The sequence below is a fragment of the Thioclava sp. ES.031 genome (genome assembly GCF_002563775.1).
Taxonomy (GTDB): Bacteria; Pseudomonadota; Alphaproteobacteria; order Rhodobacterales; family Rhodobacteraceae; genus Thioclava.
In genome coordinates this window covers 1,282,323-1,304,830 of sequence record NZ_PDJO01000001.1, presented here as the reverse complement: position 1 = coordinate 1,304,830, position 22,508 = coordinate 1,282,323, and the positions used below count along the sequence as shown (strand labels likewise).

At 66.6% G+C, this 22,508-nt stretch carries 26 protein-coding genes and 1 tRNA gene; 12 read left to right on the top strand and 15 right to left on the bottom strand.

Features of this window, described 5'->3' with window-relative positions; translation table 11 throughout:
• The first annotated feature begins 27 nt into the window (after positions 1-27).
• From purM to rnd, 4 genes are all read left to right on the top strand, one after another.
• On the top strand, positions 28-1,074 hold the full coding sequence (purM, locus tag AXZ77_RS06350; RefSeq protein ID WP_098410491.1) for a phosphoribosylformylglycinamidine cyclo-ligase: 1,047 nt from the start codon (positions 28-30) through the stop codon (positions 1,072-1,074).
• Positions 1,071-1,658, top strand: coding sequence for a phosphoribosylglycinamide formyltransferase (purN, locus tag AXZ77_RS06345; protein ID WP_098410490.1), 588 nt, complete (start codon positions 1,071-1,073; stop codon positions 1,656-1,658). The genes purM and purN overlap by 4 nt, the downstream gene beginning before the upstream one ends.
• An 80-nt stretch (positions 1,659-1,738) precedes the next feature.
• The gene (locus AXZ77_RS06340; RefSeq protein ID WP_098410489.1) at positions 1,739-2,491 is read left to right on the top strand and encodes a DUF1624 domain-containing protein; all 753 of its coding nucleotides are present in this window, start codon (positions 1,739-1,741) and stop codon (positions 2,489-2,491) included.
• 121 nt (positions 2,492-2,612) lie between these two features.
• A complete protein-coding gene (gene rnd, locus AXZ77_RS06335) occupies positions 2,613-3,776 on the top strand; it encodes a ribonuclease D (protein ID WP_098410488.1) in 1,164 nt (387 codons plus the stop codon).
• Between the two features lie 258 nt (positions 3,777-4,034).
• On the opposite strand, the gene AXZ77_RS06330 is transcribed toward rnd, so the two are convergent.
• A complete protein-coding gene (locus AXZ77_RS06330) occupies positions 4,035-4,532 on the bottom strand; it encodes a hypothetical protein (protein WP_098410487.1) in 498 nt (165 codons plus the stop codon).
• Between the two features lie 138 nt (positions 4,533-4,670).
• Here AXZ77_RS06330 and AXZ77_RS06325 point away from each other — a divergent pair, with 138 nt between their 5' ends.
• Entirely contained in the window at positions 4,671-5,099 is a 429-nt protein-coding gene (locus tag AXZ77_RS06325) for a SufE family protein (RefSeq protein ID WP_098410486.1), read from the top strand.
• Positions 5,100-5,352: 253 nt separating this feature from the next.
• Here the strand turns inward: AXZ77_RS06325 and AXZ77_RS06320 are convergent, their stop codons facing one another.
• From AXZ77_RS06320 to AXZ77_RS06305, 4 genes are all read right to left on the bottom strand, one after another.
• Complete coding sequence (locus tag AXZ77_RS06320; protein ID WP_098410485.1) at positions 5,353-6,786, bottom strand: NAD(P)(+) transhydrogenase (Re/Si-specific) subunit beta; 1,434 nt, start codon at positions 6,784-6,786, stop codon at positions 5,353-5,355.
• 15 nt (positions 6,787-6,801) lie between these two features.
• Positions 6,802-8,376, bottom strand: coding sequence for a Re/Si-specific NAD(P)(+) transhydrogenase subunit alpha (locus AXZ77_RS06315; RefSeq protein WP_098410484.1), 1,575 nt, complete (start codon positions 8,374-8,376; stop codon positions 6,802-6,804).
• A 287-nt stretch (positions 8,377-8,663) separates the two neighbouring features.
• A complete protein-coding gene (locus AXZ77_RS06310; protein ID WP_255266427.1) occupies positions 8,664-9,110 on the bottom strand; it encodes an isoprenylcysteine carboxylmethyltransferase family protein in 447 nt (148 codons plus the stop codon).
• 10 nt (positions 9,111-9,120) lie between these two features.
• Positions 9,121-9,606, bottom strand: coding sequence for a hypothetical protein (locus AXZ77_RS06305; protein WP_098410483.1), 486 nt, complete (start codon positions 9,604-9,606; stop codon positions 9,121-9,123).
• A 132-nt stretch (positions 9,607-9,738) separates the two neighbouring features.
• Between AXZ77_RS06305 and moaA the strand changes: the two genes are divergently transcribed.
• The 3 genes from moaA (at position 9,739) to AXZ77_RS06290 (ending at position 11,670) form a co-directional block, all read left to right on the top strand.
• Positions 9,739-10,746 (top strand): GTP 3',8-cyclase MoaA, encoded by a 1,008-nt coding sequence (moaA, locus tag AXZ77_RS06300; RefSeq protein ID WP_098410482.1) that lies wholly within the window; start codon positions 9,739-9,741, stop codon positions 10,744-10,746.
• The gene (locus AXZ77_RS06295) at positions 10,743-11,198 is read left to right on the top strand and encodes a hypothetical protein (protein WP_098410481.1); all 456 of its coding nucleotides are present in this window, start codon (positions 10,743-10,745) and stop codon (positions 11,196-11,198) included. Before moaA ends, AXZ77_RS06295 begins: the two co-directional genes overlap by 4 nt.
• 64 nt (positions 11,199-11,262) lie before the next feature.
• Complete coding sequence (locus AXZ77_RS06290; protein WP_098410480.1) at positions 11,263-11,670, top strand: universal stress protein; 408 nt, start codon at positions 11,263-11,265, stop codon at positions 11,668-11,670.
• A gap of 3 nt (positions 11,671-11,673) precedes the next feature.
• Here the strand turns inward: AXZ77_RS06290 and AXZ77_RS06285 are convergent, their stop codons facing one another.
• The 7 genes from AXZ77_RS06285 to AXZ77_RS06255 form a co-directional block, all read right to left on the bottom strand.
• Positions 11,674-12,846, bottom strand: a complete 1,173-nt coding sequence (locus AXZ77_RS06285; protein ID WP_098410479.1) for a M20 aminoacylase family protein — start codon at positions 12,844-12,846, stop codon at positions 11,674-11,676.
• Between the two features lie 57 nt (positions 12,847-12,903).
• Positions 12,904-13,746 (bottom strand): energy transducer TonB, encoded by an 843-nt coding sequence (locus tag AXZ77_RS06280; RefSeq protein WP_098410478.1) that lies wholly within the window; start codon positions 13,744-13,746, stop codon positions 12,904-12,906.
• Positions 13,743-14,156: a biopolymer transporter ExbD gene (locus AXZ77_RS06275; protein WP_098410477.1), complete on the bottom strand. Its 414-nt coding sequence runs from the start codon at positions 14,154-14,156 to the stop codon at positions 13,743-13,745. The genes AXZ77_RS06280 and AXZ77_RS06275 overlap by 4 nt, the downstream gene beginning before the upstream one ends.
• Positions 14,153-14,536, bottom strand: a complete 384-nt coding sequence (locus AXZ77_RS06270; protein ID WP_098410476.1) for a biopolymer transporter ExbD — start codon at positions 14,534-14,536, stop codon at positions 14,153-14,155. The genes AXZ77_RS06275 and AXZ77_RS06270 overlap by 4 nt, the downstream gene beginning before the upstream one ends.
• A gap of 10 nt (positions 14,537-14,546) precedes the next feature.
• Positions 14,547-15,236 (bottom strand): MotA/TolQ/ExbB proton channel family protein, encoded by a 690-nt coding sequence (locus AXZ77_RS06265; RefSeq protein ID WP_098410475.1) that lies wholly within the window; start codon positions 15,234-15,236, stop codon positions 14,547-14,549.
• Between the two features lie 36 nt (positions 15,237-15,272).
• Positions 15,273-15,348: transfer RNA gene (locus AXZ77_RS06260), tRNA-Thr, on the bottom strand.
• A 48-nt stretch (positions 15,349-15,396) separates the two neighbouring features.
• The gene (locus tag AXZ77_RS06255; protein WP_098412454.1) at positions 15,397-16,959 is read right to left on the bottom strand and encodes an iron ABC transporter permease; all 1,563 of its coding nucleotides are present in this window, start codon (positions 16,957-16,959) and stop codon (positions 15,397-15,399) included.
• Between the two features lie 278 nt (positions 16,960-17,237).
• On the opposite strand from AXZ77_RS06255, the gene AXZ77_RS06250 reads away from it, so the two are divergent.
• Positions 17,238-18,113, top strand: a complete 876-nt coding sequence (locus AXZ77_RS06250; protein WP_098410474.1) for a hypothetical protein — start codon at positions 17,238-17,240, stop codon at positions 18,111-18,113.
• A gap of 48 nt (positions 18,114-18,161) precedes the next feature.
• Here AXZ77_RS06250 and AXZ77_RS06245 read toward each other — a convergent pair whose 3' ends face one another.
• Positions 18,162-18,413: a DUF2312 domain-containing protein gene (locus AXZ77_RS06245; protein ID WP_078519510.1), complete on the bottom strand. Its 252-nt coding sequence runs from the start codon at positions 18,411-18,413 to the stop codon at positions 18,162-18,164.
• A 206-nt stretch (positions 18,414-18,619) separates the two neighbouring features.
• On the opposite strand from AXZ77_RS06245, the gene AXZ77_RS06240 reads away from it, so the two are divergent.
• Complete coding sequence (locus AXZ77_RS06240; protein ID WP_098410473.1) at positions 18,620-18,835, top strand: hypothetical protein; 216 nt, start codon at positions 18,620-18,622, stop codon at positions 18,833-18,835.
• Positions 18,836-18,864: 29 nt separating this feature from the next.
• On the opposite strand, the gene AXZ77_RS06235 is transcribed toward AXZ77_RS06240, so the two are convergent.
• Positions 18,865-20,886 (bottom strand): enoyl-CoA hydratase-related protein, encoded by a 2,022-nt coding sequence (locus tag AXZ77_RS06235; RefSeq protein ID WP_098410472.1) that lies wholly within the window; start codon positions 20,884-20,886, stop codon positions 18,865-18,867.
• Between the two features lie 131 nt (positions 20,887-21,017).
• On the bottom strand, positions 21,018-21,356 hold the full coding sequence (locus AXZ77_RS06230; protein WP_098410471.1) for a TraR/DksA C4-type zinc finger protein: 339 nt from the start codon (positions 21,354-21,356) through the stop codon (positions 21,018-21,020).
• Positions 21,357-21,550: 194 nt separating this feature from the next.
• Here AXZ77_RS06230 and AXZ77_RS06225 point away from each other — a divergent pair, with 194 nt between their 5' ends.
• Both AXZ77_RS06225 and AXZ77_RS06220 read left to right on the top strand, forming a co-directional pair.
• Positions 21,551-21,976: a YeeE/YedE family protein gene (locus AXZ77_RS06225; protein ID WP_078519514.1), complete on the top strand. Its 426-nt coding sequence runs from the start codon at positions 21,551-21,553 to the stop codon at positions 21,974-21,976.
• Positions 21,976-22,476 carry a DUF6691 family protein gene (locus AXZ77_RS06220; protein WP_078539606.1) on the top strand — a complete coding sequence of 167 codons (501 nt, stop codon included), beginning with the start codon at positions 21,976-21,978 and terminating at the stop codon, positions 22,474-22,476. The genes AXZ77_RS06225 and AXZ77_RS06220 overlap by 1 nt, the downstream gene beginning before the upstream one ends.
• The last annotated feature ends 32 nt before the right edge of the window (positions 22,477-22,508 follow it).

Sequence of the window (22,508 nt, the reverse complement as noted above, 5' to 3'; positions counted from 1 at the left end):
AGAGTTTACTTGCCGGAGTGCGCCGCGATGACCGAGAAAAAACAGGGCCTCACCTATGCCGATGCGGGCGTCGATATCGACGCGGGCAATGCATTGGTGGACCGGATCAAACCCGCAGCCAAGCGCACGCAGCGCTCTGGCACGATGTCGGGTCTCGGCGGCTTCGGCGCGCTGTTCGATCTGAAGGCGGCGGGCTACAACGATCCGATCCTCGTCGGCGCGACCGATGGCGTGGGCACCAAGCTGCGCATCGCGATCGACACCGGAAATGTCGACACGATCGGCATCGACCTCGTGGCGATGTGCGTGAACGATTTGGTCTGCCAAGGTGCGGAACCGCTGTTTTTCCTCGATTATTTCGCGACCGGCAAGCTCGAGCTCGATCAGGCCGCGCGCATCATCGAGGGCATCGCGGAAGGCTGTGCGCAATCGGGCTGCGCGCTGATCGGCGGCGAGACGGCGGAAATGCCGGGCATGTATTCCAAGGGCGATTTCGACCTCGCGGGCTTCGCGGTCGGCGCGATGGAGCGGGGCACCGACCTGCCCGCAGGCGTGGCCGAGGGCGACGTGCTACTGGGCCTCGGCTCGAACGGCGTGCATTCCAACGGCTATTCCTTCGTGCGCAAGGTGGTCGAGATGTCCGGCCTCGGCTGGGACGCGGACTGCCCCTTCGATGAGGGCTCGCTGGGCGAGGCGCTGCTGGCGCCCACCCGGCTTTACGTCAAACAATGCCTGGCCGCGGTGCGCGCAGGCGGCGTTCATGCGCTCGCCCATATCACCGGCGGCGGTCTGACCGAAAACCTGCCCCGCGTTCTGCCCGAGGGCATGGGCGCCACGATCGACCTCGGTGCGTGGGATCTGCCCGGCGTGTTCCGCTGGCTGGCCGAGACCGCCTCGATGGAAGAAGCGGAACTGCTCAAGACCTTCAATTGCGGCATCGGCATGATCGTCGTCGTGGCAGCTGACAAGGCCGACGAGATCGCCACCCTGCTCGAAGGCGAAGGCGAAACCGTTACCCGCATCGGCACCGTCACGTCCAATGAGGGCATCGCCTACGAGGGCGCGCTGCTGTGATCCGTGTCGCGATCCTGATCTCGGGCGGCGGCTCGAACATGGTTCGACTGGTCGAGAGCATGGCAGAGGACCACCCTGCCCGCCCGGTGCTGGTCGCGTCGAACGACGCGCGGGCATCGGGGCTGGAGAAGGCCGCGCGGATGGGCGTGCCCACCGCCGCCATCGACCACCGCCCCTATGGCAAGGATCGCGCCGCGTTCGAGGCCGAGCTGCTGAAGCCGATCCTCGCGGCAAAGCCCGATATCCTCTGCCTTGCGGGCTTCATGCGGGTGCTGACGCCGGACTTCGTGGCGCAGTTCGAGGGCCGGATGCTCAATATCCACCCCTCGCTCCTGCCGAAATATCCCGGTCTGCACACCCATAAGCGCGCGATCGAAGCGGGCGATGCGGTGGCGGGCTGCACCGTGCACGAGGTGACGCCGGTGCTCGATGACGGCCCGATCCTCGGTCAGGCGCGCGTTCCAATCGAGCCGGGCGACACGCCCGACGATCTGGCGGCCCGCGTGCTGGTGCAGGAACATCGCCTCTATCCGGCGGTGCTGCGCCGGTTCGCCGAGGGCGACCGAACACCAGTCTTTCTGTAAGCGTCCACCTGTGAGCACGCTCACGCCGAAATGCGCAGCCTCCGCTTGCGAGCGGCCGTCGCTTCGCGCATGACAGGCGCATGGAAACGACCCCGGATACGGCCCCGCGCGGGCGCATGATCGCCCCCGACCTGATCCGGGCCGTGGCGCTGATCGGCATGGCGATCTTCCACCTGACCTATGATCTGGAGAATTTCGGCTTCCTGCCGCGCGGCACGGTCTTCCATCCGGCCTTTCTCGATTTCGCCCGCGCGGTCGCGAGCACTTTCATCTTCATGGCTGGGCTGAGCCTCGTGCTCGCCCATCGCCACGGCTTCCGCGCCGCGCCGTTCTGGAAGCGGATCGGCAAGGTGGTGGTTGCCGCGGCGCTCGTGAGTGCCGCGACCTATGTGATGATGCCGGATTATTTCATCTATTACGGCATCCTGCATTCCATCGCGGTCAGCTCGCTGATCGGTGCCGCACTTCTGTTCCTGCCGTGGATCTTGCTGGCGGCGCTTGGCGTGATCGCGGTCTGGGTGCATCTGAACTACGCCTTCGAGCTGTTCAATCACCCGTGGCTGTGGTGGCTGGGCCTCTCGACCCACTGGCGCCCTTCGATGGATTTCGAGCCGGTCTTCCCGTGGATCGGACCGTTCCTGATCGGCATGGGCGCGGCGAAACTGCTCGACCGTCTGGGCTATTGGAAACGGGCCGCGCGCTACCAGCCCGATCAGACGCGCGGGGTGATGAAAGTCGCGCTGTTCGCAGGCCGTCACACCCTGCCGATCTACCTGATCCACCAGCCCATCCTCTACGGGCTGACCTGGGCCGCGTTCCTCCTTCAGCACTGAAACTGGCGCTTCTGCCACGCAAACCGGGCCGCAACACGCGCCGCCCTTCCCTTTTGCCCCATGAAGGTCTAGGGAATTTGCACATGCGCGGGATGAGCCCGCACCGAATTGAAAGCGCGATATGCAGACCATTACCACGACCGAGGCCCTCGCGACCTTCTGCGAAAAGGCCAAGCAAGAGCCCTACGTCACCGTCGACACCGAATTCCTGCGCGAGCGGACCTACTGGTCCAAGCTGTGCCTCGTGCAGATGGCGCTCCCCAATCATGGCGAGACCGAAGGCGAGGCCGTTCTGGTCGATCCGCTGTCCGACGCGCTCTCGCTCGAGCCGCTCTACGATCTTTTCCGTCACAAGGAGACCGTGAAGGTCTTCCACGCGGCCCGGCAGGATCTGGAGATTTTCTTCACCGACGCGCAGGTCTTCCCCGATCCGCTGTTCGACACGCAGATCGCCGGGATGGTCTGCGGCTTCGGCGAGCAGGTGGGCTACGAGACGCTGGTGCGCAAGATCGCCAAGCAGTCACTCGACAAGTCCTCGCGCTTTACCGACTGGTCGCGCCGTCCGCTGACCGAGGCACAGAAGAAATACGCCATCGCCGATGTGACCCATCTGCGCGTGATCTACGAATTCCTCGACGAACAGCTGAAGAAAACGGGCCGCGATGCCTGGGTCGAAGAGGAAGAGGCGGTTCTGCTGAACCCCGAGACCTATATCAATCGCCCCGAAGAGGCGTGGAAGCGTGTGAAGACGCGGACCAATTCGGGCCGTTTCCTCGCCATCGTGCGCGAGCTGGCACAGTTCCGCGAAGGTTACGCCCAGAACCGCAACATCCCGCGGAGCCGTATCTTCAAGGATGATGCGCTGCTGGAGCTGGCCTCGACCAAGCCCTCTTCGATCGAAGAGCTGGGCAAGTCGCGACTGCTGCTGCGCGAGGCCCGCAAGGGCGAGATCGCCGAAGGCATCCTGACGGCGGTGCGCGAAGGGCTGGATATGCCCAACGAGAAGCTGCCCCGTCCCGACAATCAGGCCCAGCAATTGCAGGTCGACACCGCGCTCGGCGATCTGCTGCGGGTGCTGCTGAAGGCGAAATCGCAGCAGGCCGGCGTCGCCGCGAAGCTGATCGCGACCTCGTCGGATCTGGATCGCATCGCCGCTGGCACGCGCGACGTGGCCGCCCTGCAGGGCTGGCGTGCGGAAGTCTTCGGCAGTGACGCGCTGCGTCTGGCCAAGGGCGAAGTGGCGCTGACCGCCGATAGCGGCGCGGTGAAGCTGATCGACGTGTGAAGCTGAGCCTCGGACGGAGGGACGCGCCCGATCCTTGGGTGGGCGCGTCGCCGCGCTTTGAGGTCGGCACTTTATCTCGCAAGCCCGCAAGGCGTTTATTCGCGCGATAGCATCGCCAATGCGCCCTCCCATGGGGAGGGTCGGGCGCGGCCCGGGGCTGGTCGCCCCGCGCCAGGTCCCAGATACAAAGCGCGCAGCCTCGACAAGAAAAAGGCTCGGGTTCTCCCGAGCCTCATACCTATTCAGATCAAACCAAGCTCAGCGCGCGACGGACCGCGCATTCGACACGCCCTGCACCACGATCCTACGCACGCCCTGTAGCTTGTAATTGCTCAGGAACGCAGCTGCCGAGACCTCGCGCGACGTCGCGTTCATCACCCGGCGCGCATCGGGGCTGTCGGCGGGCGGCGGCGAGACCATGAAGACATAGGTCACGGTGCCCTTCTCATCCGGTGCGCCGTCGTTGAGCGGAACCAGATCGGTGTCCCAATAGCCTTGCGTCGGCGGCAGGCCCATCGCGGTGATGATCGCGCCCGAGGGGATCTTCTCGACCGAAAGCGAGGACACCTGCGACACCTGCTGCTGGTTCGGCTTGCCGACCTTCACGGGGTAGCCGCCGCGCGGGGCAAGCGTCTGCACGGGTGCGGCCGTGTCGCGCCCGAACCAGTTGAACGGGTTGAGCTTGCTGTCACGGATGGTGCCGCAGCCTGCGGTGGTGAGCGTCAGGGCAAGTGCCGCGATCAGGGCTTTGTTCATGATGGCTCCGATACTGTCCCGGGTCTGGACCCGGATTTGTGGTAGCCCATTGCGGCGCTTTTGAAAAGCCGCGTCTGGACCCTCGGGCGCGAACCCGTTACCCAATAGGCAATTCCCTATCCCCAGGAGCGAGTGACCATGGCGCGCGAAGCCTTTGAAGAGATTGCCGAGACCTTCGAATTTCTCGACGATTGGGAGGACCGCTACCGTCACGTGATCGAGCTGGGCCGCGAATTGCCGCCGCTGGACGATGCGGTGAAGGTGCCTGCGACCAAGGTGGAGGGCTGTGCGAGCCAGGTCTGGCTGCTGCCCCGGATCGAAGGCGAGGGCCCGCAGGCGAGATTCGATTTTCAGGGCGAGAGCGATGCGATGATCGTGCAGGGCCTGATCGCGATCCTGCATGCGCTTTATTCCGGCCTGACGGTCGAGGACGTGCTGAAGGTGGACGCGCCCGCCGAGCTGGGCCGTCTGGGCCTGAACGACCACCTCTCGGCGCAGCGCTCGAACGGGCTGCGCGCGATGGTGGAGCGGATTCGCAAGCTGGCGGGTGAGGCCGTGGGGGCGTAAGGCCCTAGGTTTTCCAACTTTGACGATGCACGGGGCGACCAGCCCCGGGCCGCGCCCGACCCTCCCCCCGGGAGGGCGCATTGGCGATGTCATCGCGAGTGTCGCCGTCGTCCGTGCTTGCGAGATAAACTGCCCAGCCACATGCGAAGCACAGCGCCCACCCGAGGCTCGGGCGCGTCCCTCAGCGCCCATCACCCCAAACGAAAACGGCCGGTCCCTCGACCGGCCGTTTCCAATTTCCCTGCCCTGCCGATCAGTCGATCAGCGGCAGCAGCGCGTTCACCGAGTCCTTGGCGTCGCCATAGAACATCCGGGTGTTCTCTTTGTAGAACAGCGGGTTCTCGATGCCCGAATAGCCGGTGCCCTGGCCGCGCTTCGAGACGAACACCTGCTTGGCCTTCCACACTTCCAGAACCGGCATGCCGGCGATCGGCGAGTTCGGGTCTTCCTGTGCGGCGGGGTTCACGATGTCATTCGAGCCGATGACGATCACCACGTCAGTGTCGGGGAAGTCCTCGTTGATCTCGTCCATTTCCAGAACGATATCGTAGGGCACCTTCGCCTCGGCCAAGAGCACGTTCATGTGGCCCGGCAGACGGCCCGCGACCGGGTGGATCGCGAAGCGCACTTCCTTGCCTTGGCTGCGCAGTTTGCGGGTCAGTTCCGACACCGCCTGCTGAGCCTGCGCCACCGCCATGCCGTAGCCCGGCACGATGATCACGCTATCGGCGTCGCGCAGCGCGGAGGCCACGCCGTCGGCGTCGATCGCGATCTGCTCGCCCTCGACTTCCATCGCGGGACCGGAGGCGCCGCCGAAGCCGCCGAGGATAACGCTGATGAACGAGCGGTTCATCGCCTTACACATGATGTAGGACAGGATCGCACCCGAGGAGCCGACCAGCGCGCCGACCACGATCAGAAGATCGTTGCCCAGCGAGAAGCCGATCGCCGCCGCGGCCCAGCCCGAATAGGAGTTCAGCATCGACACCACGACCGGCATATCGGCCCCGCCGATACCCATGATCAGGTGATAGCCGATGAAGAAGGCCAGAAGCGTCATCACGATCAGCGCCCAGGCCCCTGCCCCGTTCAGGAAGGCGATCAGCAGGATCACCGAGAGGATCGCAGCCGTCGCATTGAGGATATGCCCGCCCGGCAGCTTGGTGGCCTTCGAGGTCACCTTGCCCGCGAGCTTGCCGAAGGCCACGACCGACCCGGTGAAGGTCACCGCCCCGATGAACACGCCGAGGAACAGCTCGACGCGCAGGATCGACAGTTCGACCGGCGTCTTATGCGCGATCAGAGCGGCAAAGCCCTTCAGCGCGTGCTGCTCTTCCGCGCCCATCGCGCCGACGCGCGCCATCTCGATATAGGCGTTGTAGCCCACGAAGACGGCGGCCAGACCGACCAGCGAGTGCATCGCGGCCACAAGCTGCGGCATTTCCGTCATCTGCACCCGGTTCGCGACGAACCAGCCGATGATGCCACCGCCCGCGATCAGGATGACCGAGAGAAGCCAAAGACCCGAACCGGGGCCGATCAGCGTCGCCAGAACCGCGAGGCCCATGCCGAAGATGCCATACCACACGGCCCGTTTCGCGCTTTCCTGCCCCGAAAGGCCGCCCAGCGAGAGGATGAAGAGAACTGCCGCGACAACATAGGCGGCGGTCGAGAATCCGTTTTCCATTACGCTCTCCCCCTCTTACGACTTCTGGAACATGGCGAGCATGCGCCGGGTGACCATGAAGCCACCGAAGATGTTGATCCCGGCCATGAACACCGACAGCGCGGCCAGCACGATCACGAGCCACGAGCCCGATCCGATCTGCAACAGCGCGCCGAGGATGATGATCGACGAGATCGCGTTGGTCACAGCCATCAGCGGCGTGTGCAGCGAGTGCGAGACGTTCCAGATCACCTGGAAGCCCACGAAACAGCTGAGCACGAAGACGATGAAGTGCTGCATGAAGCTGGCCGGCGCCACGAGGCCCACGCCCAGAAGCACGATCGCGCCCACGGCGAGCAGCGTCACCTGATTGCGGGTCTGCTTCTTGAACTCGGCCACCTCGGCGGCGCGCTTCTCTTCCGGCGTCAGTTCCTTGGCCTTTTCCTTCGGCTTTTGCGCCGCGATCGCGGCTACCTTGGGTTTCGGCGGCGGGAAGGTGATCTCGCCCTGATAGGCCACGGTCGCGCCACGGATCACGTCGTCTTCCATGTCATGGACGACGACACCGTCCTTCTCGGGCGTCAGGTCCGTCATCATGTGACGGATGTTGGTCGAGTAGAGCGCGGAGCTCTGCGTCGCCATGCGGCTCGGGAAATCCGTGTAGCCGACGATGGTCACGCCATTGTCGCTCACGATCTTCTCGTCCGGCACCGTCAGTTCGCAGTTGCCGCCGCGCTCGGCGGCGAGGTCCACGATCACCGAGCCCGGCTTCATCGCCTCGACCATGTCCTTGGTCCACAGCACCGGGGCGTCGCGGCCCGGGATCAGCGCGGTGGTGATGACGATGTCGATATCGGGGGCCAGTTCGCGGAATTTCGCAAGCTGGGCTTCACGGAATTCCGGCGAGGACGGCGCAGCATAGCCACCCGTCTCGGCGCCGTCTTTCGCGGCCTCCTCGAAGTCGAGATAGACGAACTCGGCGCCCATCGACTCGATCTGCTCGGCCACTTCGGGACGCACGTCGAACGCGTAGGTGATCGCACCCAGCGAGGTCGAAGCGCCGATCGCGGCGAGACCCGCGACGCCTGCGCCCACCACGAGCACTTTCGCCGGCGGAACCTTACCTGCCGCCGTCACCTGACCGGTGAAGAAGCGGCCGAAGTTGTTGCCTGCCTCGAGCACCGCACGGTAGCCCGCGATATTGGCCATGGAGGACAGCGCATCCATTTTCTGCGCGCGCGAGATCCGCGGGACCATGTCCATCGCGATCACGTTCGCACCGGTCTTCTCGGCGGCTTTCAGAAGCTCTTCGTTCTGGGCCGGGTAGAAGAACGAGATCAGGGTCTGGCCGGGCTTGAGGCGCTTGACCTCGGTATCGCTCGGCGGGCGAACCTTGATGACGAAATCCACCTCTTTGAACAGCGCGGCGGCGGTCTTGATGACGGTCACATTCGCGGCCTCGTAGGCCTCGTCTGTGAAGCCGGCACGGACGCCTGCTCCGGTCTCGATGAAGCACTCATGACCCAGCTTTTGCAGCTGCAAAGCCGAGTCGGGCGTCATGGCGACCCGCGCCTCGCCCTCGAAAATCTCCTTTGGAGCTCCGATTTTCACTCTAACTCCCCCTTGGATAGCGGTGCGTTTAGCCGATGGCCTGCGCACCCGGAATCTTGCGTCGTACTCCTTAGCATCGCGCAATAATGTTTCACAAGCACCGATGGGCCGTAAAACCTTGTTAATCGTTCACGGCGCAGCTCACCGGTTCGTGTATACCATTGAATACCGAACATCGGGGTGATTTATGACTTCATATCAGAGTGTTAGATCGTTTATTTCGCGCTGCGACCCGATTGCACCGGCTTCAGCTTTTTTTGCGGGCGCAGCATTATGCCGCGGCTCGATCAGAGCCAGCGGCGGGTCCGGGCGCGGTAGGCGGTGTAAGCTTCGCCGAAATGCGCGGCGATCCGGGCTTCCTCGCCGAGAATGTAGCGCTGCGTGATGAACCACATGAAGACCGGCACCAGCAGAAGCCCCAAAGGCGCGTGCCAGATCAGCGCCAGCCCCGCGAGCACCAGCGCGTCGCCGAGATAGATCGGGTTGCGCGACAGCGCGAAGACCCCGGAGGTCACGAGGTCGGACGGATCACGGCGCGGGATGAAGGTGGTGCGGTGAAGCAGCATCTGCCCCACCGCGGCCAGCATGAGTGCGAGCCCAAGCGCGATCGCGATCATCCCGAGCGCGCGATCATAGCGAAACGCCATCGGCACGACCTGCCCCAGCGCCCAGACCAGCGCCGCGAACAGCACCAGCCAGAGCGGCGGAATGTCGATCTCGCGCAGAGGGTTCATCGCGAACCGCTCAAAGCTTGTAGACGGTGAGTTCGGGCAGATCGGTCAGCGGCACCTCGAGCAGGCGCAGCGCCGGCAGCGACACTTCCGAGCCCGAGCCAGCCGCCTTGCCCGACGGGATCAGCGTGACCTTCGCGGATTTGCCGGTCTTCGGGTCTTCGATCCGGCCGGGGGTCTCGCTTTTGACAAGCCCGGTCTTCACCCAGAAGCCCGGATCGGCCGGATCGCCAAGGCTCGCGATGGTGGTGCCAAGCTTGGTCTCGCCGCCCACGGGTTTCTTCGCCGCCTCGGCGCGCTGTTCTGCCGTGGTGGTATCGAAGGAATCGGCGGTTTTCGCGCTGGGTTTCGGAACCGGGGTCGCAGTCGCCGCCGCGCCGGGCGCCGCTGCAGAGCCCGAGCCCGCGGCGTTCGGGCCGTTCAGCCCGAGCGTGGCGCAGCCCGCAATCGGCATCGTCAAAACGAGCGCGAGGATCGGACGAGCGAGGGTTTTGCGCATTCGAAGTCTCCTTGAATCTCAGCCGAGCCTATGCCCAGTCCGCAGCCAGTGTCACCCCCGCGCGGCCCCCGATCAGCTGCGATCCGCGCGACCACCCTTGCCGCCCCGCCCCCCGCACCTTACTTTCCGCACATGGATAACACGCCCCTCATCGACCCCTTCGCCCGCCCGATCGACTATTTGCGGGTCTCGGTCACCGACCGCTGCGACTTTCGCTGCACCTATTGCATGGCCGAACACATGCAGTTCCTGCCGAAAAAGGAACTGCTGACGCTCGAAGAACTGGACCGGCTCTGCTCGACCTTCATCCGCCTCGGCGTGAAGAAGCTGCGCATCACCGGGGGCGAGCCGCTGGTGCGGCGTGACATCATGACCTTCTTCCGCTCGATCTCGCGGCATCTGGAGACCGGCGATCTGCGCGAGCTGACGCTGACCACCAATGGCTCGCAGCTTGCGAAATTCGCCGATGATCTCGCGGCACTGGGCATGAAGCGGATCAACGTCTCGCTCGACACGCTCGATGCCGACAAATTCGCGAAGATCACGCGCTGGGGGCGGCTCGAACAGGTGCTCAAAGGCCTGGAGGCGGCGAAACGCGCGGGCCTCAAGGTCAAGATCAACACCGTCGCGCTGAAGGGCTTCAACGAGGACGAGCTGTTCACCCTGATCGACTGGTGCGCGGCGGAAGGCTTCGATCTGACCTTTATCGAAGTGATGCCGATGGGCGAGATGGGCGACGATCTGCGGCTCGATCAATACTGGCCGCTCTCGGATGTGCGCAAGGCGATGGCCGAACGCTTTACCCTGACCGATCTGGCGGAATCGACCGGGGGCCCGGCGCGCTACGTCCGGCTTGAGGAAAGCGGTCAGAAGATCGGTTTCATCACGCCGCTCACGCATAATTTCTGCGAGAACTGCAACCGCGTGCGGGTGACCTGCACGGGCGAGTTGTTCATGTGCCTCGGCCAGGAAGACAACGCCGATCTGCGCGCGCCCCTGCGGGCCAACGAGGACGATGCCGCGCTGGAAGCCGCGATCCGCGAGGCGATCTCGCGCAAGCCCAAAGGCCATGATTTCGACTATTCGCGCCAGAAGGTCTCGGGCCAGATGTCGCGCCACATGAGCCATACCGGCGGATGAGACCTGCCGAGCGTGCGTCGCGCGCGCTCGGCGCGGGTCTGATCGGCGCAGCGCTCGTGGCGCTTACGCTCTGGGCGCATCTGATGCTCGGCAATTTCGACACGCTCGCAGGGCTGGGCTATGCCGAGCGTGCGCGAGCGGTCACGGGGCTGAGCCTCGCATTCGATGTCGCAAAGGCCAGCGCCATCCTGATCCTGCCGCTTGCGCTTCTCGCCGCGATTTCCGGGCCGTGGCCGCTGCGGGCCCTTCTCGCGGCGCTGTTCGCCCTTGGCTGGTATTGGGTGGCCGAGCGTGTCGCGAGCGGCTTCGCCTCCGCCACGGGCGGCGGGTGGCTGCCCGGCGAGGCCTTCGCTTCCCTGATCTATCGCCCCGGTCTGACGCCCGCGCTCTGGGGCGGAGCGGTTCTCGCCTTCCTTTGCGTCATCTGGCGTCTTTGCCGCCGTCCGGGGTGACTCAAATCAATGCGCAGGGCCAGACCGTCTGGCAGGCTCCCGACAAAGAAAGGGAGCCAAACCAATGTATTCCAACATTCTCGTGCCCGTCGCCTTCGACGAAGATCACAACCCCGATGCCGCGCTCAATGTCGCGCGGGCGCTGGCAGGCGACGGAGCGCGCATCACCTTGCTGCATGTGATGGAAGACGTCCCCGCCTATGCGATCAACTACATGCCCGAGGGCTATGCGGAGGAATTGCGCAAGACGCTGGAGCAAGACCTCGCCACGCGCGCGGCAGAGTTCGACGCGGGCGCCTGGGCAATCGTCGAAGGTCAGCCCGGCCATGAAATCCTCGACTACGCTGAAAATATCGGGGCCGATTGCATCGTGATCGCGTCGCACCGTCCGGGCTTTGGCGATTACCTGATCGGCTCGACCGCCTCGCGCGTCGTGCGCCATGCGAAATGCGCGGTCATGGTCATGCGCTGAGGCTCACTCGGCAGGCAGACGCGCCTCGATCATGCCGACGAACCAGCTTGCGCCCGCAGGCAGGATCGCGTCGTTGAAATCGTATTCCGCGTGATGGAGCGGCGCGCTGGGGCCATTGCCGATGAAGCCATAGGCCCCGGGGCGCACCTCCAGCATATAGGCGAAATCCTCCGCCCCCATCATCGGATCGACATTGCGGTCGCAGCCCCCCGCCACGGCCTCGGCCACCTGCGCTGCGACCTCGGCCGCCGCCGCGTCGTTGCGGGTGACGGGATAGCCGCGCCGGTAGTCGACCTCTGCCGTCGCCTCATGGGTCGCAGCCACCCCCTGCGCGATCTCGCGCAGGCGGCGCTCGGCCAGATCGCGGGTCTCGGCGCTCATCGTGCGCACCGTCCCGCCAAGGCTCACCGAATTGCCGATCACGTTGAGCGCCTTCGAGTCGGTCTCCAGCGTCGTGACCGAGAGCACGATCTCTTCCAGCGGATCGCTCGACCGCGACACGATGCTTTGCAGCGTGAGGATCAGATGGGCGGAGATCGGCACCGGGTCGATCACCTCTTGCGGTTTCGCCGCATGGCCACCCTTGCCGGTCACCACGATGTCGAAGAAATCCGCCGCCGCCATCATCGCGTCGGGGCGGATGCCGAAACTGCCCGGTTCCATCCCCGGCATGTTGTGCAGCGCATAGACCTCCTCGATGCCGAAACGCTCCATCAGACCGTCCTCGATCATCGCCTTGGCCCCGGCCCCGCCCTCTTCGGCGGGCTGGAAGATCACCACGGCGCGGCCCGCGAAGGCGCGTGTCTCGCAGAGGTATTTCGCCGCTGCCAGCAGGGTCGACGTGTGCCCGTCATGGCCGCAGGCATGCATCTTGCCCTCGATCTCGGAGGCGTGTTCAGCGCCGGTTTTCTCGCGGATCGGCAGCGCATCCATATCGGCGCGCAGACCGACACAGCGTAGCCCGCCCTGGCGCGTGCCCTGCCCCTCGATCACGCCGACAACGCCCGAGCGCCCGATCCCCTCGACCACCTCATCGCAGCCGAATTCGCGCAACAGCTCGGCCACGCGCGCGGAGGTCCGCGGCAGATCGTAGAGCAGTTCGGGATTGCGGTGAAAATCGTGCCGCCATGCGGTGGCTTCCGCGTGCATCTCGGCAAAACGGTTCTTGATCGGCATGCTCGCTCCTTGGTTGCGCGCACCCTGCCTCGCCTTGCCGGCGGGTGCAAGCCGCGCTCAGCGGAAGGCCATCGGCAAGGAGAAGCTGTAGCTGGGTTTGCCCAAGCCTTGCGGCGCTGCGGGGAAACGGCCCGCCCGGCGCACGGCGTCGAGCGCCGCCCGGTCGAGCGCCGCATTGCCCGAGCTTTGCGCAACCGACGCGCCGACGAGCCGCCCGTCGCGCGCGATGTTCAACGCGACGACCACGCGGCCCGCGCCTGCCCCGGAGGGCGTTTGCTTGGCCCGCTCGATCCGGGCGCGGATTTCTCCGCCCCACGATCCCATCAGGGACCGGATCTGTCCCGCCGAGAGCGTCGCCGCCGGGGCCGCGCGCCGGTCGCCCGCCGCCCCTGTGTCGCCCTGCCCCTTCGCCTGCTGCTTGGGTTGGGCCGGGGCGGGCTGCGAGGCCTGTTTCTTCGCAGGTACTTTGGGCTTCGGCTTCGCCGGTTTCGGCGCAGGCGGCGTGGGCTTGGCCTCGGGCCGCGGCATGTCGGGCGGCGCGGGCTCGGCCTGTTCGGGCAGCGCGGCATCGGGCGCAGGTGGCGCGGTCAGCGTGGGGGCTGCGGCAGTCTGCGGCGCGGTCTCGACCGGCTCGGTCGGGGCTTCAGGTGCTTCGGGCGCGGTTGGAGCCTCAGGCTGCGTCGCCGCAACCTCCGTCGCGACCTCGGGCGGGCGCTCCCACTCAGCCACCTGCGCGGCCATGGACGGCGAAGACGGCGCAAGCGAGACGAGCGCCTCGCCCCCGTCGCCCGCCGATTGCGCCCCGCCCGCAGGCGCAGGTTCCCAGACCATCAGCACGCCCGCGTGGACTGCCAAAGCCGCGCCCAGCGCGCCCGCGAAAGCCAGCCCGCGCAGCGTCATTTGCCCTGCACCACGAGTTTGAGATCGGTGAAACCGAGACCCGCCAGCTGCGGCATCAGCTTGGCCAGCGCGTCGCCGGGAAGCTGACCGTCCGCGCGCAGGGTCAGGCTGTCGGCGCAATCGCCGCAGTCCGAGCGCGCATCCTGCGCCGCCGCCCCCAGCGCCGCAATCGCCGCATCGCCGCGCGCCTCTCCATAGGCGATCTCGCCTTCGTAATTCGCAAACAGGACCAGCGCGCCGGGATCGGCCTTGCCCTCGCCCGAAGCCTCGGGCGGGGTGACCTCGAAAGGCGTCGGCTGGGCGAGCGTCGCCGCCAGCAGGAAGAAGATCAGCAGCAGAAAGACCACATTGATCATCGGCAAGAGCGGCTCGGGCAGGCTGCGCCGCGGCGGATCACTGAAGAGCCTCATGGCACCAGCACCAGATTGCTCAGCCCCGCGCCACGCAACGCCTCGATCACTTGGGTCAGCGCGCTCAGATCGCCCTCTTTCGGACGCAGCACGACCGGATCGGAGGGCTGATCCATCAGCGGCTGCAGCGCGCCTGCCAGATCGGAGAGCGCGACCACCTGCCCGTTCAGGCTGACCGCGCCGCCTTCGCCCACATCGACGAGACGCGGCGGCCCGGACCAGTCCGCGCCCGCCTTGCCGCCACCCAAGGTCAGGTCCAGCGTGCGCTCCACCCCGAAGCGCGAGGCGAGCATGAAGAACACCAAAAGCAGAAAGACCACGTCGATCATCGGCGTCAGCGCCGGGCGACGGCGGGGGCGCGGTTGACCGAAGGCGAACATCGCGCGCGCCTCACTCGGCGGCGGCGCGGGGCCGCTCGGTGAGCGTGGCGGGCGCGCGGGCGAAAATACGGGTCGCGGCGTCTTCCATGTCGTGGCGCAGGCGGTCCACCACCGCATCGAAGCCCGACAGCGCGATCTGCGCCGGGATCGCAACCGCCATGCCCGCCGCCGTCGTCAAAAGCGCCTCCCAGATGCCGCCTGCAAGCGTCGCCGGATCGGCCTGAACGCCCGCCTCCTGCAGCGCGCGGAAGGCCGCGATCATGCCCGCGACCGTGCCCAGAAGCCCCAGAAGCGGGCCGATCACCACGGCCAGTTCCAGCGCGCGGAGCCCCGAGCGTGCGCGCGCCAGCAGGTCGCGCGCAACGCGGCCCGTCTCGGCCTCCGCCCCGGCACGATCAAGCTGCGGATCGCGCAGGCTCGCCATCGCCGCGCGGGCGAGCTGCGCGCGCAACGACCGCCGTCCCGCGAGAGCCGCCTCGGCCCCGTCGGGGTCGCCCGCAGCCCAGGCCGCGATTGCCGCCTTGCTATGCGCCCCGCCCGACCACGCACCGGCGGCCAGCAAATCCCAGATTTTCCAGAAAATCACCGCGAGCGAGATCACCGACAGCGCCGCAATCGCCCACATCGCCGGACCTCCCAGCACGAGCGCATCGAACATGCGCCCCGGAAGAGCTCCGGAAATCTGAGCAGTAGCTTCCATCGCGCCCTCCAATGCACGCCCACAGGCGCGGTGAGGTGGTGCCGGCGGAGGGACTCGAACCCCCGACCCCCTGATTACAAATCAGACGCTCTACCAACTGAGCTACGCCGGCGTGACGGGCCCGCAATAGCGCGGCTGAGAATTTCGCGCAAGACGCCGCTCAGCGTGCGCGGGCAAGATCGGCGCGGGCCTGATCCGCGCGGGCGAGGATCGCGACCGCGACCAGCCCCACCGCGCAGACCAGAAGTGCGGCGGGCGAGGCATCGCCCAGATTCTCGAGGCTCGCCTTTTCCTGCGTGCGCGTGGCCAATGTCTCGAAGTTGAACGGGCGCAGCAGCAGCGTCGCGGGCAGCTCCTTCACGCAATCGACGAAGACCAAAAGCAGTGCCGAGCCGACCGAGCCGCGCATCAAGGGCAGGTAGAGGCTACGCAGGACGCCCCCCGGCGTGCGCCCCAGCGAGCGCGCGGCCATCGGCAGCGAGGGCGGCACGCGCCCGAAGGCAGCATCGCTCGCGCCTTGGGCGATGGCGAAGAATCGCACGACATAGGCGAGGATGATCGCGAAGGCCGAGCCCGTCAGCAGCAGCCCGGGATCGTGGCCGGTGATCGCCAGCACGGTGTCGGCCAGCATGTGATCGAGACCGGCGAGCGGGATCAGGATGCCGACCGCCAGCACCGCCCCCGGCGCGGCATAGCCCAGCGTCGTCAGCGGCAGCACCGCGCGCGGCAGGCGCTGCCCCGACAGGCGCACCCCGTAGACCATGAACAGCGCGAGCGTCACCGTGATCACGGCGGCAGCACCCCCGGTCAGGATCGTGTGCCACAGCGCGAGCCCGAGGCCCCGGCCGAACCACGCCTCGGGATTGGCGAGCGCATGACTGCCCATCACCGCGACCGGCAGCACGAAGCCCAAAGCCACCGGGAGCACGCAGGCCAGCGTCGCCACCCAGCCAGCCACGCCTTTCAGACGCTGCGGCTGCACCGGGCGGGCCTGACGCGCGCTTTGGTAATAGTGGACGCGGCGGCGGGAGAGCTTCTCGAGCATAAGGAGCGCGAGCACGATCCCGAGGATCACCAGCGCGAGCTGCGCCGCCCCGCCCGCATTACCGCCCGAAAGCCATGTCGAGAAGATGCCGGTCGTCAGGGTCTGCACGCCGAAATGATCGACGACGCCGAAATCCGCCACCGTCTCCATCATCGCGATCGCGGCCCCCGCGGCGATGGCGGGACGCGCGAGCGGCAGGCCCACGCGCCAGACCATGCCCCAAGGCCCGGTGCCGAGGGCGCGGGCGACCTCGTAGCTCGCGCCGGATTGCTCGCGCAGGGCCGCGCGGGTGATCAGGTAGATATAGGGGTAAAGCGCAGCCGAGAGCACGACGACCGCCGCCTCGCGCGAGCGGATCTCGGGGAACCAGTAGTCACGCGCCGAGGCCCAGCCGAAAGCGCCGCGCATCGCGGTCTGCACCGGGCCGGAATAGTCGAGGAAATCGGTGAGGGCGTAGGCGCCGACATAGGCCGGGATCGCGAGCGGTAAAAGCAGCAGCCATTGCAATATGCGATGCCCCGGGAACCGATACATCACCACGAGCCACGCAGCCCCCGCCCCGATGGCGGACGCCAGCAGCCCCACGCCGCCCGTCAGCACTGCCGTGTTGATCAGGTAGCGGGGCAGAACCGTCGCGATCAGATGCGGCCAGATATTGTCGCGCGGATCGAGCGCCATCCACCCGACAGCCAGGATCGGCGCCAGCACCAGCACCGCGATCACCACGGCCCCGAGCGACCACAGCCCACCCGCCGCACGCAAGCGCCCGCGCCGGGCAGGCGCAGGGGAGACCGAGAGGGTTTGGGCAGATTTGGGCACGGGCTTTCCCGATCAGTTTTGTCGGAATTGTCTCGCCCCTCCTACCCCGAAACACATTTGCCTGTCCAGAACGGAGCGGCTAGAGTGAGCGCCAACAATAAAGGCTTGACCGGCCAGACGATATTGAGGCGCGCAGAATGAAAGTCGTTTTCCATCTCGGAGCGCATTCGACCGATGAAGATCGCATCGTGGGCGCGCTGTCGAGCAATGACCGGCTCCTCGAATCTCACCGCGTCGCCGTGCCCGCGCCCCGCAGCTACCGGATGGTGCTGCGCGATGCTTTGGTCTCGCTGAAAGGCGGGCCTGCGCCGCAGGATGTGCAGGACGCGATCATCGAGGCGAGCACCGACGCGCCGGTCCTCGACCGGCTGGTGTTCAGCCACGCGTTTTTCCTGTGCATCCCCGAGCGGGTGATCACCAAGCGCGGCTTCTACGCGATGGCGCCGGGCAAGCTCGCACCGCTCGCGAACCTCTTTCCCGATGCGGAGACCGAGTTCCATCTCGCGCTGATCAACCCCGCGAGCCTGATCCCGCAGCTGGTCGCCCGGCTGCCCAAGCGCAGCTACGAGCAGATCATGGAAGGCCACGACCCGCGCGAGCTGCGCTGGGAGCCGCTGATCCGTCAGATGGTGGAAGCCGCGGGCGGGCGGCGCTTCGTGATCTGGTGCAACGAGGATTTGCCGCTGATCTGGCCCGAGGTGCTGCGTTCGGTCGGCGGATTGCCGGAGGATCAGACGCTCAAGGGCGACATGATGGTGCTGCGTCAGATCATGCCCGAGGAGGGGATCGAACGGCTGCGCAGCTATTTCGACGCGAACCCGCCGAAATCGGTTCTGCACCGGCGCAAGATCGTGGCGGCCTTCCTCGACAAATACGCCCAACCCGAGGCGCTCGAGATCGAGGCACCGCTGCCGGGCTGGACCGATGAGCTGGTCGACGAAATCACCGCGCAATACGATGCCGACGTCGCCGCAATCGCGCGGATGCCCGGTGTGGAATTCATCGCCCCCTAAGCGAAGGGCGCGGTTCGCGCCGGATCATCGCCCGGCGCGCAGTGGCGCTCAGCCCATCCCCAGCGCGGATTTGTAGATGTCGAGAATCGCTTCTTCCTCGGCCACGTCATCCTTGTCGCGTTTGCGCAGGGCGACGATCTTCTTCAGCACCTTGGTGTCGTAGCCGCGGGCCTTGGCCTCGGACATGATGTCCTTCTGCTGCTCGGCGATGTCTTTCTTCTCGGCTTCAAGGCTCTCGAACTGCTCGACAAACTGACGCAGTTCATCGGCGGTGACATTGTAGGCGGCATCGTTGGGCATGGGCCTCTCCTGCTTGCGAACGGGGGTCGGCGCTCTGACTAGCCCGAGCGTCTGCGCGCATCAAGAGGCGGCGCGCGCGGATCGGCGGGTTATGGAAGGGTGCCCGCCCCTCCCGCTTATTCCCGGAAGATCGCGGGCGCCTGCGTTTTTCTTGCCATACCCCCCGCGACGGGATAGGCAGGCGCGCGCAACTTTCGGAGGCCGCAATGGAAAATCTGATCTGGGCAGGGGCCATCGTCTCGGTGATCGGGCTGTTCGGCATCCTGTATTGCATCGTCAAAGTGGCCAGCGCCAAGCGTGCCGGCCTGCCCGATGAAGAGCTGCGCGCACGGCTGCAAAAGATCATCGCGATCAATATGGGCGCGCTGTTCGTGTCGGTGATCGGGCTGATGATGGTGGTGCTGGGCATCTTCCTCGGCTGAGCCGCCCCTGCCCCAACACCCACGTCAACTCAAGCGTCGTCGAGATCGGCGAAGCATTTGCCGTTGCGGATCAGCACATCCCATAGCGTGACCGGCTCGGGCGCGCCCTCTTCGGCCAGCTCGCGCAGCAGCTTGCGCGTCCCGAGAAGGCCCGCGCGGTCGGCGGCGAACATCACGCCGCCCATCTGCGGCGCAAAGCCCAGCACATGGCGCGCCGCGACGTCGATATCGCCCGCCCGATGCGCCTGCGCGTGCTGCAAGAGCCCCGCACCGCAATTGGCAAGCTCGGCCAGAATCCGGGCGCGGATGCGCGCATTCGACAGACGGCGCGGCATGATCCCGGCCTCGTCGCGCAAAGCCGCCAGCGCCTCGGCCTGATCGGGGACCGGGCGCGGCGTGCCCTCGGACCAATCGTAAAAGCCCTGTTGCCGCGCGCCGCTCGCAGCGGCATCGAGCGCGAGCAGGCTGAGAAGCGGGCCGAACGGGCGATGCAGCCGCACGAAATCCTCCAGCACGGCGTCGACGCCCAGCCGGTCGGCCAGCTCCAGCGGCGGACGCGTGCCGCCCGCCTCGCGGACCGCCGCATCGACCTGCGCGACCGAGGCCCCGGCCAGCACCGCGCGCTCTGCCGCGGCGATATAGGCGACGCGCAGATGATCGGCGATGCCGCCCGCGCCCGGCCCGCCACGCAGAACCTGCGCCCCACCCTGCCGCAGCAGCCCCGCCATCGCGTAGAGATCGGCAGGCACCGCGCCCTCGGGCGGCACGAGTTCACACAGATCGCCGGTGCAGCGCAGCCCGAATTCCTCCGCGCCGTCGGGCAGATCCTCGGCGTTGCGCGCGCTCAGCGGCGCGGGCGGGAATGCCCCTTTGCCCGAAGCGATCAGCGCATCCGATCCCGACAGCCCCTCGCGGGTCATCGCCGCGCCAAGCCGCGCCCAATCGGCCTCGCGAATGTCGGGCGACAGCGCACCGGATTGCACCGCGATCTCCTGCTTGCGCGCGATATCGGCAAAGGCCGTCTCGATCGCGGCGGGATCGCTTGCGCCGAAGACGACCTCGTGCCCGGCGGCGAGCAAGCCCCCGGCCATCGCGGCGGGCTGATCCCAAAGGCCGATGCGCAGCGGCGCGGTCGCGGTGGGCGTGCCCTCGCTGGGAAGATGCGCGGCGCGACGCGTGACCCGTGCGGCGTAGCGCAACGCCTGCGACAACGACGCTTCAAGCAGTTCCTGCAAGGCCACCGCCTCGACATCGAGCGCCTCGTCGAGCGGCAGCAACAGCGCGCCCTCGACCACTTCGAACAGGCGCGCGCCGACCGGTGCAAGCGCGCCGCTGCCCAGCTGCGCGCGCAGCGGCGCGAGATCGTTGAGATAGGTTGCGGGATCGTCGAGCGCGGTATCGGTGCGCGGCACGCCTTCGGCGATCAACATGTCGAGGGCGGCGGCAATCTGGCTGCGATCGCTCGCGCCCAGCACGAGGTCGCATTGGCCCTGCCCCCGGGCGGGCTCGGCTTCGACCTCCTCGCCGGCGGCAACGATCGCAAGCGCCCGCGCGCCGCCGATCCGCCGCGCAAGCCGCACGAGGCCGCCTGCGCCGACGAAGCCGCCAAGCGCGAATTCTGGCGCCGCAAAACAGGTGTCGGGATCGGCGATGCGCAGATCGGCGGCCTGCGCCAGCGCCATCGAACCGCCCGCGATCCGCCCGGAGAGCCGCGCAAGCACCGGCAGGTCGAGCGCCCCGAGTCGTTGGCAAAGCTCCGACAGGCTCGGCACTTCTTCGCCCTTCGCGGGGCGCGGCGTGATCGCGTCGAAATCATCCAGTGGGTCGGGCGCGCAGGGCCAGCCCGCCGCACCGCCCTGCAGGACCAGACCGCGCAGGCTCTTGTCGCCTTCGACCCGGTCGAGCACGCCGCCGATCGCGCGGCGCATCTGGGCCGTGATACCGGCCCGCGCGCCCTGATCGTCGAGCGCTGCGAGCGTCAGCCACGCCAGCCCGTCCTGTGTGCGAAATTTCACCCGGTTCGCCATCGTCCCCCACTTGTGGCGGGGCATTCCGTGCGATCCACCGCCGCGCGAAGTTTAAAGCGAAGCAGGTTCAAAACAAAAGGGAAATCGCGCATCCCCGGGGGATGCGCGCAGGGGCAAATGACTGCCCCTGCCCCTTTGAAACGATAGGTCTGAGGTTACTGACGGGTCGCCTTCGCGCCCGGTGCATGCGCCCGGCAAAACGGCGTTGCGGGCAGCAGATCGAGCCGCGCCTCGTCGATGCGCTCGCCGCAGGTGACGCAAAAGCCGTATTCGCCCGCCTCGATCCGGGCCAGGGCGGCGTCGATCGCGCGGATCTCGGACTGCGCCGACTGGCCGAGGTCTTCGAGAACCTCGTCGCTTTCATGCTCGATCGCAGCGTCGTCCCAATCTTTTTCTTCGTGGCTCTCAAGCTCGGATTCGACCTGCGCCATCCGTTCCGAGAGTTGCGCCCGGCGGGTTTCGAGTTCGCTCTTGCGCGTTTCAATCGACTTCATCCTGTCCTCCTTGATCGATACAACCACCTAAACAGGCAAGCATTTCTCCGCTTTGACGCAAATCAACCGGTCGCACTCACGCACATATGCAGATATCAAATTGCTTGCACCGTCACGGGCGTGAGGTCTAGCATTACAACTCTGACGGGTCCGGGAGAGCCCGTTCGACACGCAATTGAGCACAGGGAGAGCTCATGCATCAAGATTGGATTTGGGGCCTCGTCGGAGGCCTGATGATTGGCGCGGGCGCGGGCCTGTTTCTGCTGGTCAATGGCCGGATCATGGGCGCAAGCGGCATTATCGGCGGGCTGGTCGACGGCTCGGGCCGCGAGACCGTGTCCGAGCGCGTGGCCTTCCTCGGCGGGCTGATCGCGGTGCCACCGCTTCTCGTGCCGCTTTACACAACAGTCGACACCCATATGACCAGTTCCGTCTGGGTGATCGTAGCCGCAGGCCTGATGGTGGGCCTGGGCACGCGGATCGCGAATGGCTGCACCTCGGGCCACGGCGTCTGCGGCATCTCGCGATTTTCGCTGCGCGGGATCGTCGCCACCGCCTTCTACCTGCTCGGCGGTGCATTGGTCCTCGTGATCTTCCGGCATTTTCTGGGAGTGATCTGATGCGCAACTTCTTCGCATTCCTATCGGGCGGACTGTTCGGCGCGGGGCTTCTCGTGGCGGGCATGGTCGACACGAAAAAGGTGCAGGGCTGGCTCGACGTGTTCGGCGATTGGGATCCGACGCTGGCCTTCGTGATGGGCGGCGCGGTGAGCGTGATGTTCTTCGTCTGGATCTTCGCGAAACGCCGCGAAACCTCGATGCTGGGCTCGCCGATGCCGGGGCCGTTTCCGCGGCTCGTGGACCGCAATCTCGTGCTCGGCTCGCTCCTGTTCGGCGCGGGTTGGGGCCTTGCGGGGCTGTGCCCCGGCCCCGCGATGGGCTCGCTGTCCTTCAATGGCTGGGAGGGCTGGCTGTTCTTGATCGCGATGGGGGTCGGGATGGCGCTCGCACCGCGGGCGAAAGCGTGGCTGAGCCTGTTGGATCGCAGCACGCTGGAAGTGCCGCCCTGCGAGAACGGGACCAAAGAGACGCCCGCGACCTCGGCGACGCGCGGCGCATAAGTCGCCGCCACAGCCTGCATTCGCGCCCCCAA

Bases quoted from the DNA above. Each gene is read 5' to 3' on its own strand.
- purM (WP_098410491.1), top strand. From the start codon at position 28: ATGACCGAGAAAAAACAGGGCCTCACCTATGCCGATGCGGGCGTCGAT.
- AXZ77_RS06340 (WP_098410489.1), top strand. From the start codon at position 1,739: ATGGAAACGACCCCGGATACGGCCCCGCGCGGGCGCATGATCGCCCCC.
- rnd (WP_098410488.1), top strand. From the start codon at position 2,613: ATGCAGACCATTACCACGACCGAGGCCCTCGCGACCTTCTGCGAAAAG.
- AXZ77_RS06330 (WP_098410487.1), bottom strand. From the start codon at position 4,532: ATGAACAAAGCCCTGATCGCGGCACTTGCCCTGACGCTCACCACCGCA.
- AXZ77_RS06325 (WP_098410486.1), top strand. From the start codon at position 4,671: ATGGCGCGCGAAGCCTTTGAAGAGATTGCCGAGACCTTCGAATTTCTC.
- AXZ77_RS06320 (WP_098410485.1), bottom strand. From the start codon at position 6,786: ATGGAAAACGGATTCTCGACCGCCGCCTATGTTGTCGCGGCAGTTCTC.
- AXZ77_RS06310 (WP_255266427.1), bottom strand. From the start codon at position 9,110: ATGAACCCTCTGCGCGAGATCGACATTCCGCCGCTCTGGCTGGTGCTG.
- AXZ77_RS06305 (WP_098410483.1), bottom strand. From the start codon at position 9,606: ATGCGCAAAACCCTCGCTCGTCCGATCCTCGCGCTCGTTTTGACGATG.
- moaA (WP_098410482.1), top strand. From the start codon at position 9,739: ATGGATAACACGCCCCTCATCGACCCCTTCGCCCGCCCGATCGACTAT.
- AXZ77_RS06295 (WP_098410481.1), top strand. From the start codon at position 10,743: ATGAGACCTGCCGAGCGTGCGTCGCGCGCGCTCGGCGCGGGTCTGATC.
- AXZ77_RS06290 (WP_098410480.1), top strand. From the start codon at position 11,263: ATGTATTCCAACATTCTCGTGCCCGTCGCCTTCGACGAAGATCACAAC.
- AXZ77_RS06285 (WP_098410479.1), bottom strand. From the start codon at position 12,846: ATGCCGATCAAGAACCGTTTTGCCGAGATGCACGCGGAAGCCACCGCA.
- AXZ77_RS06280 (WP_098410478.1), bottom strand. From the start codon at position 13,746: ATGACGCTGCGCGGGCTGGCTTTCGCGGGCGCGCTGGGCGCGGCTTTG.
- AXZ77_RS06275 (WP_098410477.1), bottom strand. From the start codon at position 14,156: ATGAGGCTCTTCAGTGATCCGCCGCGGCGCAGCCTGCCCGAGCCGCTC.
- AXZ77_RS06270 (WP_098410476.1), bottom strand. From the start codon at position 14,536: ATGTTCGCCTTCGGTCAACCGCGCCCCCGCCGTCGCCCGGCGCTGACG.
- AXZ77_RS06265 (WP_098410475.1), bottom strand. From the start codon at position 15,236: ATGGAAGCTACTGCTCAGATTTCCGGAGCTCTTCCGGGGCGCATGTTC.
- AXZ77_RS06255 (WP_098412454.1), bottom strand. From the start codon at position 16,959: ATGGCGCTCGATCCGCGCGACAATATCTGGCCGCATCTGATCGCGACG.
- AXZ77_RS06250 (WP_098410474.1), top strand. From the start codon at position 17,238: ATGAAAGTCGTTTTCCATCTCGGAGCGCATTCGACCGATGAAGATCGC.
- AXZ77_RS06245 (WP_078519510.1), bottom strand. From the start codon at position 18,413: ATGCCCAACGATGCCGCCTACAATGTCACCGCCGATGAACTGCGTCAG.
- AXZ77_RS06240 (WP_098410473.1), top strand. From the start codon at position 18,620: ATGGAAAATCTGATCTGGGCAGGGGCCATCGTCTCGGTGATCGGGCTG.
- AXZ77_RS06235 (WP_098410472.1), bottom strand. From the start codon at position 20,886: ATGCCCCGCCACAAGTGGGGGACGATGGCGAACCGGGTGAAATTTCGC.
- AXZ77_RS06230 (WP_098410471.1), bottom strand. From the start codon at position 21,356: ATGAAGTCGATTGAAACGCGCAAGAGCGAACTCGAAACCCGCCGGGCG.
- AXZ77_RS06225 (WP_078519514.1), top strand. From the start codon at position 21,551: ATGCATCAAGATTGGATTTGGGGCCTCGTCGGAGGCCTGATGATTGGC.
- AXZ77_RS06220 (WP_078539606.1), top strand. From the start codon at position 21,976: ATGCGCAACTTCTTCGCATTCCTATCGGGCGGACTGTTCGGCGCGGGG.